The organism is Janthinobacterium sp. SUN026 (assembly GCF_030397625.1).
Classification (GTDB): Bacteria; Pseudomonadota; Gammaproteobacteria; order Burkholderiales; family Burkholderiaceae_D; genus Janthinobacterium; species Janthinobacterium kumbetense.
On record NZ_JAPQNU010000002.1, the window covers coordinates 519,063 to 536,668 of the forward strand.

A 17,606-nucleotide genomic window follows, 5' to 3' on the forward strand; every position below is an offset into this window, starting at 1 on the left:
TGTGGTCAAAGAAACTTTACAAAGCGTCCAGTTTCTTGATCTCGGCCTGCAAGTCCTGTTCGCTGAGCGGCAAGTAGCCCTCTTCGCTATCTTGCTGGGCCAGAATGATGGCTTGTCCCTGCGGCGACAGGGCCAGCTGCAAGTACGCTTTCACCAGCGGATCGAGCCCCTTCCCCGGCGCGCGGTTCACGTACAGCTGCACCGGCATGGTCAATGGATACTTGCCGGCGCGCACGGTGGCCTTGTCAGGACCGTAGTATGGCGCGCCCTTGGCCGCCGCCAGCGGCAGCACGCGCACCTGGTCCGAGATGGGCGCCGCATTGACCCAGCCCAGCACGGCAATGCCGTAGCGGTCGGCGGCCACGGCGCGGATCACGGCTTCGCGCGAGGCCAGCGCCTCGTACCTGGCGGCAAACGGGCGCTTGCCGAAACGCGCATGGCGCAAGCCCGTGGCGAAGCCGCCATCGTCGCGCAAGCCGTAGGCGTGGATGCGGCGCGGCGCCCAATCCCCTGTCGCGCCCAGCTGCGACCACAGGTTGGCGTCGCCTCCCGGTGCGCCTGCCGTGAATACCTGGCCCAGCTGCTCCATCGTCAAGCCCGCCAGCGGGTTGTCGCGGTGCACGTACACGGCGGGCGGCGTCTTGGCCGGCGGACGGGGACCGTGGCCGTTGTAGCCGATGCGCACGGGAGTGGCGTCGTAACCGAAGACCTGCCGGAAGGCAGCCTGATCGCCCGGCCACATGTCGCGCGTCAGCGGCGCAAACGCCGTGGCGCCCGCCGTCAGCGCGGGCATGCCGGCCGACGAGCCTTCCATGCGCAAGCTGAAGCGCACCTGCGGATGCTGGCGCGTAAACAGCGCGTTCAACTGCGTAATCACTTCTTCCAGGCCATCATTGCCGACGATGGCCACCGTGCCGTCACGGTTCACATAGGTTTGCGCGGGATCAACGGCCAGGGGCGCGGCCTGCACGGCGGACGCCAGCACGCAGCAAGCGGCCAGTGCGGTCTTGTTCAACAGCGTCATTCGAGTTTCTCCAGTTCAGCCCTGGCTTGCGCGGCCGTCAGGGGCAGGTAGCCGCCCGGCTGCGCGGCGATGATGGCCTGTCCTTCGCGCGACAACACCAGGCGCAGGTATTCCTTTGCCAGCGGATCGACGGCCTGGCCCGGCAAGCGGCGCACGTACAGGTACACGTAGCGGCCGTACGGGTAGCGGCCGGATACCACTTCCTCGTCCGTGCCCGTCGTCGCCCGGCCATCCGCGCCCACGATGGCCAGCTGGCGCAGCTGCGGGTGCTGCACGCCGAGCGCGGCCACGCCGATGCCGGCCGGGTCTTGCGCGATGCGGCCCGTGATGGCGGCCGTGTTGCCCAGCTCTTCATGGCCGGCTGCCAGCGCCCTGCCCTGAAAATGTTCGCGCTGCAAGTAGTCGCCAAAGCCCGTGTACGCGGCCGTGCCGTACGGGTGGATCGCGCGCTCGCGCCATTCGCCGCTCAAGCCCAGCTGTCCCCAGCGGCTGAAGTCGCCGCCTGGATTGCCGACAGATAAAATTTGCGATACTTGCGCCGCCGTCAGCCGCGTCAAGGGATTGGCGCGGTTCACGTACACGGCCAGGGACGTGGCCAGGTGCTCGCCCGGCGTGGATGCCGTGTGCGCGATGCGGATTTCCAGCGCGTCGCGCCCCACGATCTTGCGGTATGGCACCAGCTCGATGGGATTGATGGCGCGGCCCATGGCGCCGAACAGCACCTTGTCGTGCATCAATAACGGCACGGCGCTGCTGGTGCCCTTGCCGTCAAACCCCAGGACGATGCCCGGGTGGCTGGCCGCAAACAGGGCATTCCATTGGCCAACGACGGAAGCCACGTGTTCGGCGCCGCCTATCATGGCCGCGCCCGTCTTGCGGTCCAGGTAACCGGCCGTGGCCGGCACCTTGACGGGCTGCGGCGCGTAGGCGGGCAAGGCGGGGTCGAGTGCGGCTGCGCCCGCTGCAGATGCGGACATGGCCAGCATCAGTGCGGCCAGCGGCAAGGATGGGCTATTTGCCATCGCTGGCCCAGTCCACGGCCGCGTCGAACAGGCGCAAGCCGGCCGGCGACAGATTCGTAAACGTTTCATTGTCGAGGAAGAAGCTGACCCGGCGGGCGGGCGCCAGGCTCTCATAATCCATGGTGGCGCCCTGTTCATAGCCAAAGATGGCGGCTTTTTCCGGTTCGCCATAGATGGTGGCAATCGTCGTGGCGCCCAAACCAGGCTTGCCCCAGCTCATGGTGGCTTGCTTTTGATAAATATCTACCGTGCCGGCCGGCAAGCCGCCTGCCAGCGCGTGCGGCGCGTTGACCAGCCACACATAGCGCGACTTTTCCACCGTGCCATAGTCCACGCCGGCCCGCTTGCCCGTCATCGCCAGGTCGTCATACAAATCGTTTTCCCACGTCAGCACGGGCACCGTGACGTTGCGGTAGGCGCCCAGCAAGTCGCGGCCCCGGATGGTCGACGACAGGATCACCAGGTCCTTGCCTTGCGCGCCGGACACGGGCGCGTACTGGCTGTGCAGCGTAACGGCATAGCCGCGCGATTCCAGGTGTTCCTTGATTTTCTGATCGAAAGGCAGGCTCTTGCCTTCCAGGCGCACCACCAGCAACACCTGTTTGCCAGGTGCAATCTGCGCCGCCTGCACATGCAAGGTGCCTGCCAGCAGTGCCGCCGCCAGCGCGGTTTTGACGAGACGCATCACAGGTCCACCTTCATGCTCAGCTTGATGGCGCGCGGCGCGCCGGACGCCAGACGCGTGCCGGCGCCAGCCCAGTAGCGCTTGTCCGCCGCATTTTCCACGTTCAGCTGCCAGACGACGGCTTTGTGCATGACCGTGCTGGCATAGCGGGCGCCGGCGCTGAACAAGGTCACACCGCCCAGGAATGCCTGGTTCAGGTCGTTGACGGGACGGGCGCTGTAGTAATAGGCGCCGCCATTGACGGACAGGCCCGGCACGGCGTCGAACGCGTAGGCGAGGAAGGCGCTGGCCGTGCGCTTGGACGCGTTTTCCGGCGCCTTGCCGTTGTAGTCGGCGTTGATGTGCTCGAATTTCGGGTCGAGGAACTGGGCCGAGGTTTGCCACGACAACTGACGCGTCAGCTTGCCTTGGGTCGACAGTTCCAGGCCGCGGTAGCGCTGTTCGCCATCCGAAGTGAACACGTTGCTGCTGTTGGTGTAGTAGCCGGGACGCGTGATGTCGAACAGCGCGGCCGACACCAGGGTACCGCCCGGCGTCAGCCAGCGCGCGCCCAGTTCCTTCTGTTTGCTCACGCCGGGCGCCATCTTGACGTTCTGGTTGACGGTGCCCGTCGGGCCCGTCTCGCCCTCTTCCAGGCCCCGCGCCGACGAGGCGTAGAACGAAATCGCCGGCGTCAGCTTGTAGACCAGCGACACCATGGGCGTGGTCTTGCTGACGTCATAGTGGCTGGCGCCCTGGTCGCTTTGATAGCTGGTGCGGCGCACGCCGATGACGGTTTGCCACTGCGGACTGAAGACCATGCGGTCGAGCGCATACAGGCCCGTGTCGCGCGTGTCCAGCGCAGCCGTCGTCGGCGAAGTCGGCTTGGGACCGAACACGACATTCGTCACGGGCACGGGGTTGTACAGGTTTTGCGAGGCGATCGTGTAATTGCTCTGGTAAATAGGGTCTTGCGACTTGTCCGTGCGCGAGGCGCCCAGGGTCAGTTCATGGGCAATGAAACCCGTATTGAAAGTGCCGGCCAGTTCCGCGCGCAGCAAGTCCGACGCCGTCACGTGATGCTGCATATTGCCCGTGATGCGGCCCGCTCCCGTGGCCAGCGCCGCCGCATTGTTCAGGCGGAAGATGGCCAGGCGGCGGTCGCGCGCCGTTTCCGAGTGACCCGCCTCGACCGTCAGGGCCCAGCCATCCATGATGGCGTAGTCGGCGCGCAATTGCGCGTTTTTCGTCTGCGCCTCGAAATTCGACCAGTCGGGGCCGATCAGCTTGCGCGGATCGACGGCGCGCGGCAAGCTGATCACGCCTTTCACGGCCGTGGGCAAGGCCACGCCCGCCTGCTCCGTCACCCGGCGGCGGTCGTATTCCAGGTCCGCTTTCAGCAGCAGTTTGTTCGTCACGCGCCAGTCCAGCGCCGTGGAAATGAAGCTGCGGTTGCCGTTGCCGACATTGTCCAGCCAGGAACCCAGGGTGCCGCCGGCCGCATTCACGCGTACGCCGAATTCCTGCTCCGCGCCAAAACGGCGGCCAATGTCGAGATTCGCCACGGCACTGCCACGGTCATCGAGGCTCAGGCCCATGCTCGTGACGGGCTTGCTGCCGGCGCGCTTGGTGACGAAGTTGACCACGCCAGCCGGCGAGGTGAAGCCGTAATACAGGGCCGAGGCACCCTTCAGCACTTCCACGCGCTCCTTGTTTTCCATGGGTACTTGCGAAAAGTTCATGATGGGCAACGAGCCATTGAGGCGGTAATTCGTGCGGTTTTCCACGGCGATGCCGCGCACCACCAGCTGATCCCAGGTATCGCCGCCGTTTTGCTGGCGCGTCACGCCCGCCGTATTGCGCACGGCGTCATACAGGCCGGACACGGCTTGCTGTTCCAGCAATTCGCGCGTGATCACGTTGACGGTCGATGGCACGTCCATGATGTTGGCGCCACGGAAGCTGCCCGCCTCGGTGGTGGTCGGCACCAGGCCTTGCGCGCGCGCACCCGTCACCTGCACCGCCTGCATGACTTTCTCATCGCCAGCCGTCAGGTCGTCCTGGCCATTGGCGCCATTGGCGGCGCAGGCCGTGTGGGAAGCGAAAGCCAGCGACAGGGCTGCGGCCACTGGAAGTAGTTGCAAGGAAGGAAAAGCTGCGCGCATATAAACGGGTCTTTCAACAGAGAACAGTGATAGAAGGAAACTTCAAGTTACCGCGCATAATATCCGTAACGAGAATCATTCGCAATAAATAAGTGACAATTCGTGAGAATCAGAGAATTTCATAAGATAAACAGTCCGCCAGGCCGCCTGTTATCACTTGAACACGTTTGGATTTTGCAGACACAGCCGCAAAGAGGCATACTGACAGTCACGGCGTGCAAGATGTGCCGCCCAACAAGATCAAAAGGTAAGTTCGTGAATACAATCGACAACAAAAGCGTGCAGACGAAAACATTTCGCTGGAAACGCTGGCAGCGCTGGGCCGTTGGCACAGGCTGCGCCCTGGCCGCCTACAGTGCCGCCGGCTTCTGGCTGGTGCCCTACGTCATCAAGCACCAACTGCCCAAATTTGCCGAGAAAGAACTCGCGCGCCAGGCCAGCATCGCCGACGTGCGCTTCAACCCGTTCACCCTGCGCCTGGAAGCGGACCAGATCGCCTTCAAGGAAGCGGCCGGCGCGGATGGCAAGAGCGGCGCGCCGCTGCTGTCGATCGGCGCCCTGGCCGTGCAGCTGGAATGGAAATCCATCGTGCGCCGCGCCTGGAGCCTGGCGGAAATCCGCATCACTGCGCCGCAAGCCCAGCTGACGATCACGCCGGACGGCAAGTTCAACCTGGCCGAAGTGCTGGCCACCTGGCAACGCAACCATCCGGAAAAAAGCGAAGGCGGCATGCCGCGCCTCGTCATCGCCCACTTTGCGCTGGAACAAGGCAAAGTGGATTGGCACGACCAGAAGGCGGGCTATGCGGACAACTTCACGCCCATCAACTTTACGCTCGACAATATCTCAACCCTGCCCGACGCCAACGGCAGCTACAGCCTCAGCGCCGATGCGGCGCGCGGCGGCAAGCTGCACTGGCGCGGCACGGCCTCGCTCAGCCCGATCCGGGGGGAAGGCGAACTGATATTGAACGACGCTTCCCTGCCCGGCCTGGCCGCCTACCTGAAAGCCTATACGCGCGCCACGGTGACGAGCGGACAATTGTCGGCGCGCCTGCCCTACGCCTTTTCCTATGCGGACGGCAAGCTGGAAGCGACCGTCAAAGGCGCGGGCCTGGCCCTGCACGACCTGGCGCTGGTGCGCGACGGAAAAGGCGAGGCATTTACTTCCCTCAATACTTTGGGCGTCGCCGGCGTGAATGCCGACCTGGCGCGCCAGAGCGTCAGCGTGGATAAAATCAACTTGTACGGCGGCAAGGTGGCCGTGCGCCGCGACAGCAAGGGCGAGATCGACGTGGCGAACCTGATGCTGCCGGGCAATCCCGCGCCTACCGCCACCGTGCCTGCCGCACCAGCCAAGCCTGGCAAATGGAAGGTGGACTTGAAACAGCTGGCGCTGGCCAATGTGGACGTGTCCGCCATTGATGAAACCGTCTCGCCAGCCTTGCAGCTGAGCGCGAAACAATTGCAACTGCAGCTGCAACTGGGCTTGCAACAAGGTTCAGCGGGCATGGCCACCGTGATCGACGGCGCGAGCTTCAGCCTGGCCGACCTCGCCATGCAGCGGGGGGCGCAAACGCCGTTCAAGCTGGCCCAGTTGGGCTTTACAGAAGGCAAGATAGACCTGGCGGCGCATGCCGTGCACCTGGGTTCCGTGACGGCCAGCGGCGCGCAGATCGACCTGGCGCGCAACCGCCAGGGCGAATTTGCGATTGCGCAAAAGCTGCCCGTGTTTGCCTCCGGCAAAACCGACCCGGCCAAGGATGCGCCATCCGCGCCGTGGTCCACCAAGGTAGACAAGGTAGAGCTGAGCAAGTTCGGCGCCCGTTTCGATGATGCGGGCACTGGCATCAAGGGCAATCTGCAGGATGCGAGATTGTCCCTGCAGAACGTCAGCAACGACATGCAGCAGGCGCTGCCGTTCGAGCTGGGCGTGGGCCTGCGCGAAGGCGGCGTGCTCACTGCCAACGGCAAGTTCGTGCCGGGCACGGGCGCCGTCGATGCGCAATTGAATTTGAAACAGCTGACCCTGGCGCCGGTGCAACCCTTGCTGGCGCAACATCTGAAACTGAAGCTGGCGGGCGGGTCGCTCTCCGGCAGCGGCCGCCTGACGACGGGCGGCGGCGCGCCGAAGGCGCCGAAAGTGCGCTATGTGGGCGGCGTGGACATCGCCGGCCTCGTGCTCAATGAAACGGATGGCAAGCGCTTTGCCTCGTGGAAAAGCGTGCGCGCCGACAAGCTGACGGCCAGCGTGGGCCCCGATTTTGTCGACATCCCCGAGCTGCGCGTGGTCGAACCGAACGCCCAGTTGATCATCGAAAACGACCGCAGCCTGAACGCGCAGCGCTTGCTGGTGAAAGCGCCGGAACCGGCCGCGCCAGCGCCCGCGCCGTCGGCCACCGCCACGCCGGCCGCCGACGCCGCCTTCCCCGTGCGCGTGCGCCGCGTGCGCCTGCAGAATGCCAAGCTGGACTTTGCCGACCTGAGCTTGCGGCCCCAGTTCGCCGCGAAGATCTATGAACTCAACGGCGTCGTCACGGGCCTGTCGACGAAGCGCGATGCGCGCAGCCAGATCGAACTCGACGGCCGCATCGACGAATTCGGCCTGGCCCGCGTGCGTGGTCAATTAAATCCGTTCGCCCCGACCGACAATACGGACTTGAACGTGGTGTTCAAGAACGTCGACATGGTGTCCGCCTCGCCGTACACGATGAAGTTCGCCGGCTACAAGGTGGCTGAAGGCAAGATTTCGCTGGACTTGCAATACAAGGTGCGCAACCGCCAGCTGGACGGCACCAACCAGATCGTGCTCGACAAGCTGACCCTGGGCGAGCGCATCGACAGCCCGGACGCCTTGAAACTGCCTTTGGAACTGGCGCTGGCCATCCTCAAGGATAGCGACGGGCGCATCGACCTGGGCTTGCCCGTGTCGGGCGACATGAACGACCCGCAATTCAGCTATGGCGCCCTGATCTGGAAAGCCGTGGGCAATGTGTTGACGAAAATCGTCACGGCGCCGTTCCGCGCGCTGGGCAACTTGCTGGGCATCAGCGCCGACAAGCTCGAAGCCATCGACTTCGATGCGGGCAGCGCCGTGCTGCTGCCGCCGGAACGGGAAAAGCTCAAGCAGGTGGCGCAAATCCTCGCCAAGCGTGAACAGCTGAAGCTGGCCGTGCCGGGCCAGTACAGCGACACGGATGCGGCCGCCCTGCGCGCCCAGGCCGTGCGCCGCGCCGTCGCCGCCAAGGCCGGCATCAAGCTGGAAGCGGGCGAGGAACCGGGGCCGTTGAACTTAGGCGAACGCAAGATACGGGGCGCCCTGCGCGACCTGTACGGCGAACGCTTCGGCAAGGCCGAGCTGGACAAGCAAAAAAAGGCGGCGGAATCGGCCGTACCAGCCACAGCGGCGACAGCCTCCGCTCCGGCGGCGGCCAAGATTCCCGTCTTCCAACGCCTGGGCAAGCTGATCGAGGGCGAGCCGCAAGTGGCCGACACGGGCGCCTTCTATAACGGCTTGCGCGAGCAGCTGGAAGCCAAACAGCCCCTGCCTGCCGACGCCTTGAGCAAGCTGGGCGCCCAGCGCAGCGCGGCCATCCTGGCGGCCCTGCAGCAGGACGGCACGCCGGCGGCCAGGGTCAGCGCGGGCGCGCCGGAAAAAACGGACGCCGCACCGGGCAAGCTGGTGGGATTGAAGCTGGGACTGGCGGCGCAATAAATACGGAAATCATCTGAAGCATGAAAAACCTCGACAAGGTAGCACCCTTTACATCGTCTATTACCCAAGGCAACTGGGGCACCATGACAACGCTGGTAGCCGAAGTCGGCGTATCGACAAAAGACAGCATTGCATTTGGTGAAAAGACGCTGCTAACGAACTATGTGTACCAAAAAAGTGGCGTATACCATCTGATTTATACAGTGGTCGGGATTGATGGCGGTATCGACAACTACCTCGAGGATGACGGCATCTTGCCGACACTGTTCCTGAGTCCGGATCAGGAAAACTATGTCTCCGTCATCCCCTATCATCCTGACAAGGAACTGGAAATCAGCATTCCCATCTTTGACCGTGAAGATGTGGAAATGCCAAAGGGTAACCGTCCATGCACAGGAAAGTTCATTGGAACGACGCAGGCCTATTCGATATTTCACGATGTGGATATCTTCGATAATAATAAACCCGACAAAATCCTGGCCATCGAATTTATCAATGGGAAACTGAGGAAGAAACACAATGCCAAGATTCCATTACCCGCAAGTAACATAATTGCCATTTGTGACAAGGCGATTCATTTGCTGGCCAATGACGGCAGCCTTCTCCTGCACCGGGAGATAGATGAAAAAGGCAATGTCACGCGTTCCCGGGAAATCGACGCGAAGGATATCGATGTCTTGCAGATATTAAGCTCATCCTTCGACAAGGATTCTTATCTGCTGGCGCAAGATAAAGATAAAATCATTATCGAAAAAATAAATGCGGCTGGGGCAAGCGAAATCATTGAATTGGTGGACTTTGCTGATCCACTGTACAGTACATGGCTGCCAGTCGAAATCGCTGACGACACTTTCGTCATGCGTTTCACCAGCGAGTTTGGAAACGGCTGGCTGACCACGAAAAATGATGAGTTATTGGAAATCTTCTATAGCAAAGATGAGCAAGGCTACAGGAACTTGCTGACCAACGAGCTTTTGTCTATACCCCGTGACAACTTGATCATTTCAAGCATCAACAAGACGAGCGATCGTGCTTATGCGGTAGTGCTCTACCCGATGGCAGACGATAACGCGGGCAATGCCGAACTGATCGTCTTGAATCGCCGCTTGCAATAAGGTCAACGCTTCAATGGCAGCGCATCCGCGGCATGGCCGGTCCATGCCGCGGATGCGTAGCGCTTACTTCGCTTTCCCCGCCTCCTTCACCGCCTCGTCCGGCAAGGCAAACGCCACCAGGCTATCGCCCATCTTCGTGCCCAGCGAACCGTGGCCGCCGGCCATCACCACCACATATTGCTTGCCCGTCTTGTCGGAGACATAACTCATCGGCGTGGCCTGGCCGCCGGCAGGCAGGCGGGCTTTCCATACGGTCTTGCCGTTGCGCACGTCGTAGCCGCGGATGTAGTAATCGAGCGTGCTGCTGAGGAAGGCTACGCCGCCGCCCGTGGTGCTGATGCCGCCCAGGCTGGGCACGCCCAGCGGCAAGGCGATGGGCACGGGGGCGCTGTCGCGCGTGGTGCCGTTCTTGTGCATCCACACTTTTTTCATCGTGCGCAAGTCGACGGCGGCGATATAGCCCCAGGGCGGCGCCTGGCATGGGAAGCCCAGCGGCGACAGGAAGGGCTTGATTTCCACGGCAAACGGCACGCCTGTCTGCGGCTGCAAGCCCATTTCCGTGCCCGTGCCGCCCGGCGCATTGGCTTGCGCGCGCGGCACCAGGCGTTCCAGGAAGCCCATGTAGTCGGGGTTGACCAGCAGCAACTGACGCACGGGATCGACGGCCGCCCCGCCCCACTCGAAGATGCCGAGCGGACCGGGCGAAATGATGGCGCCCTTGATCTTGCCTTCGGCCACCGTTTGCGGCGTGAACGGCCCTTCATAGCGGTGCTGGCGGAAGATGATGCGGCACGCCAGCTGGTCGAACGGCGTCGTGCCCCACATATCCGTTTCGCTGATGTTTTTCTCGGGCAAGAACGTGAGGGCCGAGAATGGCTGCGTGGGCGACAGCTTGTCGCCGGGGGCCGCGTTGGCCGTCGGCACGGGTTTTTCCGGCGCCGGCACGACCAGGCTGCCGTCGCGCCGGTCGATCACATAGATATCGCCCCGTTTCGTCGTGGCCACCACGGACGGTACCTTGCCTTTCGGCGTGTCGATGTCGACCAGGGTCGGCTGGCCGCCGATATCCATGTCCCAGATGTCGTGGTGCACGGTCTGGTACACCCAGCGCACCTTGCCCGTCGCCAGGTCCAGCGCGACGACGGCGCTATTGTATTTCTCGCCATGGGGGTTGCGGTTGCCGCCCCACGTGTCGGGCGTTTCGTTGCCCATCGGAATGTAGACCATGCCCAGCTTTTCATCCACGCTGGACACGCCCCAGGAATTCGGCGAATTGTTGGTGTACGTCTTGCCATCGGCAATCGGCGCCGTGTCGTCCGGGTTCGAGGCATCCCAGTTCCACATCAGCTTGCCCGTGACGGGATCGTAGCCGCGGATCACGCCAGACGGCTCCTCGGTGGAAAAGTTGTCGGTCACGCTGGCGGCCATCACCACCACGTTTTGCGCCACGGCCGGCGGCGACGTCGGCATCAAAAAGCCCCGCTTCTTCATGCCCATGCCGTGGTACAGGCCGATCACGCCATTTTCGCCAAAGCTCTTGCACGCTTCGCCCGTATCGGCATTGACGGCGATCAAGGTCGCATCCATGGTGGGCGCGAAGATGCGGCGCGGGCACTCCATGCCAGCCGCTTCCGGCGCCGGGCTGTCCTTGGCGCGGCCCGCATTGACGTCCCAGTAGGCAACGCCGCGGCAAATCATGTGCTGGTAGCTGGACGCGTCGCGGTTGATCTTCGGATCGTGGCGCCAGAGCTCCTTGCCCGTGTCCGGGTCCAGCGCGATGACGATGTTATGCGGCGTGCACAGGTACAGCATGCCGTTCACCTTCAGCGGCGTGACTTCGTTGGCGATCTCGCCCGGATCCGTCGGCCCCTTGAAGTCGCCCGTGTTGTAGACCCACGCCTGTTTCAGCTGCGCCGCGTTGGCCGGCGTGATCTGCGCGGCCGGCGCATAGCGGTCGCCATAGCCGGAGCGGCCATACGCAGCCCAGTCGTTGGGCGCCACGCCGGGCGCGAAATCGCCTGCGGGCACGGCGGCCATGTTCTCGGCCGGCACTTCGCCATGCAAGGTGTAGTAATCCTGGAACAGCGAGAACACGCCCACGGCAGCCGTCACCACGACGGCCGCCAGCAGTGCGCTCTTGCAGGCATCGCGCGGCTTTGCGCCCGCGATCAGCGGCGGATCGAGGCGGCGGTCGATGAACGGCAGCAGCAGCCAGACGGCGGCAGCGAACCAGATATCGAGGCGCGGCAGCAATTGCCACCAGTCGAACTTCACTTCGATCACGGACCAGATCAGGGTGCCGAACAGCAGCAGCGCAAGGAAGAGCTGGGCGCTGCGCCGCCTTTTCCACACGAGCGCACCGGCAACTATCATGCCGATACCCGCCACGACGTAGTACCAGGAACCGCCGAGGCTGACGAGCCAGGCGCCGCCGCCAACGAGCGCCAGGCCCAGCAAGATAAAGATGACTGCGGTGATGACAAGCAAGGGTCCAGGCCGGGCAGAGGCAGTCATGATGCTCCTTTACAAGAGTCAGTCGGCGGCACGCGCCTGCGCACCGTATTTGATGGCAATCAATGAAATTGCATTTTTTCACTAATTGACAAAGCGTGCCACACGCCAGAACGCCCGCCGCGTGCCGTGTGGCTTTTTATACACGACATGCGCGTTCAGCCAGCTTCCATGATGCGATTTTGATGAAAAACATAAATTAAAATAGATAAACAACAAATTTCTCGAATAAAACAAATTTTTGGCGTAAAATGAAAAAACTCATCCAGGCAAAGTATTTTTCTTGAATTTCACTTCATTGGAGCGGCGCCCATCATGACCATCGCTAAACGGCTGTACGTCTTGATCCTTTCCGTCGTCCTGGGACTGGCCGCCCTGGCGGGCTTTGGCATCTACCAGATGGACCGCGTGTACACGGCGGCCAGCTATGCCACCGTCAACACCGTTCCCAGCCTGCTGACCCTGAACCGGGCGTTCGTGCCGTTCACGCAGATGCGCACGGCCGTCTGGCAGCACATGGCCAGCAAGGACGCCGCCAGGCGCGACAAGCTGGAAGCGGGCATCAACGAGGCGCGCGCGGCGGTCGGCAAGGCACTCGACCAGTATGAAAAGGAAAACATTTCAGACGAGCAAGACAAGGCGCTGCTGGCCACGGACCGCGCCGTGCTGCTGCGCTATGACGCCGTGCGCGACAAGGTGCTGGCACTGTCGAAGGCGGGCGAACTCGACGCCGCACGCGACTTGCTGATGGCAAGCCAGCCCCTGATCAAGGAACTGGTCGACGCCCTCGCCGCCCATCACCGCTACAACGAAACCCTGGCCGCCAGGGGGGCTGCCGACGGCGCCGCGGCCGCGGCCAGCGCGCGCTGGATTTCCTGCGGCCTGGCCCTGGCCGTGACGGCCCTGGTGGCCGGCATGGGCCTGCTGCTGGCGCGGCGCATCGCCGCCTCGCTGGCCGATGCCATCGGCGTGGCCCGCACCATCGCAAGCGGCGACCTCAGCGTGCAGGTCAGCGCCGCCTCGCACGACGAGGTGGGCCAGCTGATGACGGCCCTGGCGGAGATGAGCGGCAGCCTGGTGCGCATCGTGGCCGAAGTGCGTGCCGGCACGGACACCATCGGCACGGCGTCAAGCGAGATCGCGGCGGGCAACCTGGACCTGTCGGCGCGCACGGAGCAGCAGGCCGGCTCGCTGGAAGAAACCGCCTCGGCCATGGAAGAACTGACGGCCACCGTGCGGCAGAATGCGGACAACGCCCGCCAGGCCCGGCAAATGGCCGTCAGCGCCTCGGACCAGGCGCAGCGGGGCGGGCAAGTGATGGGCGACGTGATACGCACCATGCAAGCGATCGACAGCTCGTCCGCCAAGATCGCCGACATCATCGGCGTCATCGACGGCATCGCCTTCCAGACCAATATCCTGGCCCTGAATGCGGCGGTGGAAGCGGCGCGCGCCGGCGAACAGGGACGCGGCTTTGCCGTCGTGGCCACCGAAGTGCGCAACCTGGCGCACCGGTCGGCGGCGGCAGCCAAGGAAATCAAGGCACTCATCGGCGACTCCGTGCAACAGGTGCAACAAGGCGGCAAGCTGGTCCAGCAGGCCGGCGCGACCATGACGGAAGTGGTCGACACGGTACGCAGCGTCACCGGCATCGTCAGCGAAATCTCGGCCGCCAGCGTTGAGCAAAGCACGGGCATCGAGGAAATCAACCGCGCCATCGCGCAGATGGATGAAGTCACGCAGCAGAATGCGGCCCTGGTCGAAGAAGCGGCGGCGGCATCGCAATCGCTGCAGGAGCAGGCGGCCAAGCTGGCCGGCGTGGTGGGCACCTTCAAGCTGGCGCAAGGGCAAGCCGCCGCGGCGCCCCGCGCACCTGCCGCCCGGCGGCCCGCACAGCACAAGGCCACGCTCAGGCTGGTCGCCACGCGCCACGCGGGCCAGGCCGGGAACACGGCGTCGGCCGGCGCCGATGCCGGCGACTGGGAAGTATTTTAGGTCCGCCCTCACGCAGGATCACGCGCATCGTCCGCACTGGAGCACCGCCATGAATGCCTTTCTCTCCATCCACCCCTTCCTGCGCTGCGAAGAGCTGTCGCTGATGCGCCCGGCGCTGGCGCTGGCAGGCTTACTGTTGCTGCTGGCCGCCCTGCTCTGGCGCCGCACCCGCTGGCGCCAGGCCGGCCGCGCGCCAGCGGCCGGCAGCAGCACGCCGTCCGACCTGCATCAACTGCTGCAGATGCGCAAAGCGGCCCCGCCGGCCAGGGGGGCTGACAGCGCACCGCCGCCGCAAGCGCCCAGGGCGCCGGGCGCGCCGCCATTCGAACTGGCCCGCCTGGACGCCATGTTCGGCCACGACCGACGCCTGCAGGGCGAGATTCTGGCCCTGTTCGTGGCCGAGACGCGCGACCGCCTCGCCGGCATCGCCCATGCGCTGCGCTGCGAGCGGACCGCCCCGGCGCGCGTGCTGGCGCAGGAAATTCTCGACGGCAGCCTGGCCATGGGCCTGCTCCCCTTGCAGGCGCTGGCGCGCCAGGCCGTGCATGCGGGCTTTGCCAACGATATCGGCGCGCTGCGCCGCCTGCATGCGGAACTGCTGATGGCGCTCGACACACTGTCGCAAGCCGTCACGGCCCTGCAAACGGGCGCGGTGCTGGCAGAGGAGCGCAGCGGCGCAGGCAGCCGGCCATGAGCGCGCATCCACCTGGCGCGCCTGCCCGGCCCTGAACCAGCCAAGTTTTTATTGAATTCATCTAATTCGTTAAAATTGATTTTTTGAGCGCGATTGCGTATCATCTCCTTCAACTTCATCCGCAACCAGACAGCCCATCATGCACACTGCAGACGTTTGCACTACCCAAAAGGCCGCCGAAATCCTCGGCATCTCGGTCACATCCGTGCAGCAACTGGTCGAGGCCGGCGTGATCGAAGCCTGGAAGACCAAGGGCGGCCACCGGCGCATTCCCCTCGCGGCCGTCGAAGCCTACAAGGGCAATCCCGGCCAGCCGGGCCAGGAGCAGCGCGCCGCACGCGCCAACCGCCCCGTCCCGTCGGGCCGCCCGCCGTCCATCCTCGTCATCGAAGACAATCCGATCGAACGCGCGCTGTATGAAAAGCAGATCGGCTCCTGGGGCTTGCAGGCGGACTTGCGCTTTTGCGAAAACGGCTACCAGGCGCTGATGGAAATCGCCCGCGACCAGCCCGACATCTTGCTGGCCGACATCATCATGGAAGGCATCGACGGCTACGAGGTGATCCGCACCATCCTGGCCGACCCGCTGCTGGCGGACATGCACATCGCCATGCTGTCGAGCCTGACGCCGGAGGAACTGCAAGAACGGGGCGGCGTGCCGCCCGGCGTGGTGTTCTTTGCCAAACCCGTCAATTACGACGAACTGCGCGGCTATCTGCGCGCCTGCTGCGCCGGCCATGCGCGGCGCAACAGCCTGGCCGCCTAGCCGGCCACCGCCTTCCCCTCGCCACGGAGCCGCCATGCCAGCCTATCGCCACATCGATCCTGCCGTGCTGTTCCAGGCCACCGGCCGCGACCTGGAAATGTTCCGCGCCCTGTCGCAGACCTACCTCGATACGGCGCCGGCCATGTTTGCCCGCGTCGAGCAGGCCGTGCGCGGCGGTGCCGCGCAAGCCATCGTGCACAGCTGCCATACCTTGCGCGGCACCGTCGTCCTGCTGGGCGCCAGCGCCCTGGCGGCGCGCCTGGCGGAATTCGAGCAGCTGGTGCGCCACCAGGGCGTGCCGGCAACGGGCTGGCTAGCTGAAACGGCGGCGCTGGTCGGCGCCGTGGAGCAGGAGGTACGCCGCAGCATGCTCGACTACACGGGCGCTCAGGCATGAACGCGCGCCAGGCCGCCCTGCGCCTGGTGCACCGCTATCGGCCGCGCACCACGGCGGCCTTCGTGGGTCTGGTGCTGGTGGGCCTGCTGGCGCTGCGCATCGTCGTCTCCGGCGTGCTGCTGCACCGCGAAGCCGTCGATGACTGGAAACAGGACTTGTCCAAGCTGTCGCTGCTGCTGGCGGAAAACACGGCGCAGAGCATGACGGCGGCCAGGCTGGTGCTCGACGGCGTCAGCGGCGACATCGATGCCGCCGCCCCCGCGGACGCGCAAGCGCTGGCCGCCGCCGTCGGCACCCCAGCCATGCAGCAGATGCTGCGACACAAGATCGGCGGCGTGCCGCAAGTGGACGGGGTATCCATCGTCGGCGGCGATGCCAAGGTGCTGGCCTTCAGCCGCGCCTTTCCCGCGCCGTCCCTCCGCCTCGACGAGCGCGATTACTTCGAGTATCACCGGCGCCACCCGGACGGCGGCATGCATGTCAGCGCGCCCGTGCAAAACAAGGGCGATGGCGCCTGGACCTTTTATATCAGCCGGCGCATCAGCGGCACGGACGGCCGCTTCCTGGGCGTGGTGCTGGTGGGCCTGTCATGCGATTTCTTCAGCAAATTCTTCCAGAACACCAGCATCGGCGAACACACGGCCTTTTCCCTGTACCGCAGCGATTACACGCTGCTGGCCCGCTGGCCGGCCGCGCCCGGCATGATGGGCAAGCGCAACCTGACGGGCAGCACCTACCGCCTGCTGGAACAGGGCAAGACCGATGGCGTGCTGCAGGTGGATTCGCCGCGCGCGGCCGACCAGGGGCGCGCGGTCGACCGCCTGGCCGCCATACGGTTGGTGCGCGACTATCCGCTGGCCATCAACGTGACCGTGACGGACGACGTCTACCTGGCGGGCTGGCGGCGCATGCTGCTCACCATGGGCGGCGCGGCCGTCGTCAGCCTGCTCGTGCTGGCCGCGGCCGTCGCGCTGATCCTGGCCCTGCTGCGGCGCCAGGAGCGCGACGCGGCCACGGTGCTGGCGCTGCAGGAGCGCGCGGCACCAGCGGATGCCGCCAAGCCGCCGGAACAAGAGATAGCGCCGGGCGCGCGCATCCTGCTGGTCGAGGATACGGCGCTGAACCGCCAACTGGTGTGCCTGCAGCTGGGCACCTGCGGCTACGCCCTCGACACGGCGGAGAACGGCGCGCTGGGCCTGCAAGCGCTGGCCGAACAGCAGTACGACCTGGTCCTGATGGATTGCATGATGCCCGTCATGGACGGCTACCAGGCGTGCCAGGCCCTGCGCGCCCGCGAAGCGGCCAGCGGCGCACGGCGCCTGCCCGTCATCGCCCTCACGGCCGGCGTCACCGACGACGACCGGCAGCGCTGCGCGGCGGCCGGCATGGACGATTACCTGTCCAAGCCCTTCACGGCCGCCCAGCTGCGTGCCATGGTGGAACGCTGGCTGGCGCACTAGCCTCCGCCTGCCGCCTGGCGGCAAATTGGCCACACTATCACCTGCGTAGTCATGCGCAAAAGTTGTTCTCCGTGCATAT

The 17,606-nt window shown here is 64.6% G+C and carries 12 protein-coding genes; 7 read left to right on the forward strand and 5 right to left on the reverse strand.

Going from position 1 to position 17,606, the window contains the following annotated elements; genetic code table 11:
- Positions 1-16: 16 nt before the first annotated feature.
- Genes OX459_RS12090 through OX459_RS12105 form a run of 4 tightly spaced genes read right to left on the reverse strand, consistent with a single transcriptional unit; the run spans position 17 to position 4,854 of the window.
- On the reverse strand, positions 17-1,024 hold the full coding sequence (locus OX459_RS12090) for a substrate-binding domain-containing protein (protein WP_289905200.1): 1,008 nt from the start codon (positions 1,022-1,024) through the stop codon (positions 17-19).
- Entirely contained in the window at positions 1,021-2,046 is a 1,026-nt protein-coding gene (locus OX459_RS12095) for a substrate-binding domain-containing protein (RefSeq protein WP_289905201.1), read from the reverse strand. Before OX459_RS12095 ends, OX459_RS12090 begins: the two co-directional genes overlap by 4 nt.
- Positions 2,036-2,731: a hypothetical protein gene (locus tag OX459_RS12100; protein ID WP_289905202.1), complete on the reverse strand. Its 696-nt coding sequence runs from the start codon at positions 2,729-2,731 to the stop codon at positions 2,036-2,038. The genes OX459_RS12095 and OX459_RS12100 overlap by 11 nt, the downstream gene beginning before the upstream one ends.
- Positions 2,731-4,854 carry a TonB-dependent siderophore receptor gene (locus tag OX459_RS12105; protein ID WP_354669659.1) on the reverse strand — a complete coding sequence of 708 codons (2,124 nt, stop codon included), beginning with the start codon at positions 4,852-4,854 and terminating at the stop codon, positions 2,731-2,733. Before OX459_RS12105 ends, OX459_RS12100 begins: the two co-directional genes overlap by 1 nt.
- 276 nt (positions 4,855-5,130) lie before the next feature.
- Here OX459_RS12105 and OX459_RS12110 point away from each other — a divergent pair, with 276 nt between their 5' ends.
- Together OX459_RS12110 and OX459_RS12115 are read left to right on the forward strand one after the other, a co-directional pair.
- On the forward strand, positions 5,131-8,589 hold the full coding sequence (locus tag OX459_RS12110; protein ID WP_289905204.1) for a DUF748 domain-containing protein: 3,459 nt from the start codon (positions 5,131-5,133) through the stop codon (positions 8,587-8,589).
- A gap of 20 nt (positions 8,590-8,609) precedes the next feature.
- The gene (locus OX459_RS12115) at positions 8,610-9,704 is read left to right on the forward strand and encodes a hypothetical protein (protein ID WP_289905205.1); all 1,095 of its coding nucleotides are present in this window, start codon (positions 8,610-8,612) and stop codon (positions 9,702-9,704) included.
- Positions 9,705-9,767: 63 nt separating this feature from the next.
- Here the strand turns inward: OX459_RS12115 and OX459_RS12120 are convergent, their stop codons facing one another.
- Complete coding sequence (locus tag OX459_RS12120) at positions 9,768-12,218, reverse strand: membrane-bound PQQ-dependent dehydrogenase, glucose/quinate/shikimate family (RefSeq protein ID WP_289905206.1); 2,451 nt, start codon at positions 12,216-12,218, stop codon at positions 9,768-9,770.
- A 312-nt stretch (positions 12,219-12,530) separates the two neighbouring features.
- Between OX459_RS12120 and OX459_RS12125 the strand changes: the two genes are divergently transcribed.
- From OX459_RS12125 to OX459_RS12145, 5 genes are all read left to right on the forward strand, one after another.
- A complete protein-coding gene (locus OX459_RS12125; protein WP_289905207.1) occupies positions 12,531-14,210 on the forward strand; it encodes a methyl-accepting chemotaxis protein in 1,680 nt (559 codons plus the stop codon).
- 49 nt (positions 14,211-14,259) lie between these two features.
- On the forward strand, positions 14,260-14,904 hold the full coding sequence (locus tag OX459_RS12130) for a hypothetical protein (RefSeq protein WP_289905208.1): 645 nt from the start codon (positions 14,260-14,262) through the stop codon (positions 14,902-14,904).
- Positions 14,905-15,043: 139 nt separating this feature from the next.
- Positions 15,044-15,670, forward strand: coding sequence for a response regulator (locus tag OX459_RS12135; RefSeq protein ID WP_289905209.1), 627 nt, complete (start codon positions 15,044-15,046; stop codon positions 15,668-15,670).
- Positions 15,671-15,704: 34 nt separating this feature from the next.
- Positions 15,705-16,067, forward strand: a complete 363-nt coding sequence (locus tag OX459_RS12140; protein ID WP_289905210.1) for an Hpt domain-containing protein — start codon at positions 15,705-15,707, stop codon at positions 16,065-16,067.
- On the forward strand, positions 16,064-17,527 hold the full coding sequence (locus OX459_RS12145) for a response regulator (RefSeq protein ID WP_289905211.1): 1,464 nt from the start codon (positions 16,064-16,066) through the stop codon (positions 17,525-17,527). The genes OX459_RS12140 and OX459_RS12145 overlap by 4 nt, the downstream gene beginning before the upstream one ends.
- The last annotated feature ends 79 nt before the right edge of the window (positions 17,528-17,606 follow it).

Bases quoted from the DNA above. Each gene is read 5' to 3' on its own strand.
- OX459_RS12090 (WP_289905200.1), bottom strand. From the start codon at position 1,024: ATGACGCTGTTGAACAAGACCGCACTGGCCGCTTGCTGCGTGCTGGCG.
- OX459_RS12130 (WP_289905208.1), top strand. From the start codon at position 14,260: ATGAATGCCTTTCTCTCCATCCACCCCTTCCTGCGCTGCGAAGAGCTG.
- OX459_RS12145 (WP_289905211.1), top strand. From the start codon at position 16,064: ATGAACGCGCGCCAGGCCGCCCTGCGCCTGGTGCACCGCTATCGGCCG.
- OX459_RS12115 (WP_289905205.1), top strand. From the start codon at position 8,610: ATGAAAAACCTCGACAAGGTAGCACCCTTTACATCGTCTATTACCCAA.
- OX459_RS12140 (WP_289905210.1), top strand. From the start codon at position 15,705: ATGCCAGCCTATCGCCACATCGATCCTGCCGTGCTGTTCCAGGCCACC.
- OX459_RS12095 (WP_289905201.1), bottom strand. From the start codon at position 2,046: ATGGCAAATAGCCCATCCTTGCCGCTGGCCGCACTGATGCTGGCCATG.
- OX459_RS12135 (WP_289905209.1), top strand. From the start codon at position 15,044: ATGCACACTGCAGACGTTTGCACTACCCAAAAGGCCGCCGAAATCCTC.
- OX459_RS12125 (WP_289905207.1), top strand. From the start codon at position 12,531: ATGACCATCGCTAAACGGCTGTACGTCTTGATCCTTTCCGTCGTCCTG.
- OX459_RS12100 (WP_289905202.1), bottom strand. From the start codon at position 2,731: ATGCGTCTCGTCAAAACCGCGCTGGCGGCGGCACTGCTGGCAGGCACC.
- OX459_RS12120 (WP_289905206.1), bottom strand. From the start codon at position 12,218: ATGACTGCCTCTGCCCGGCCTGGACCCTTGCTTGTCATCACCGCAGTC.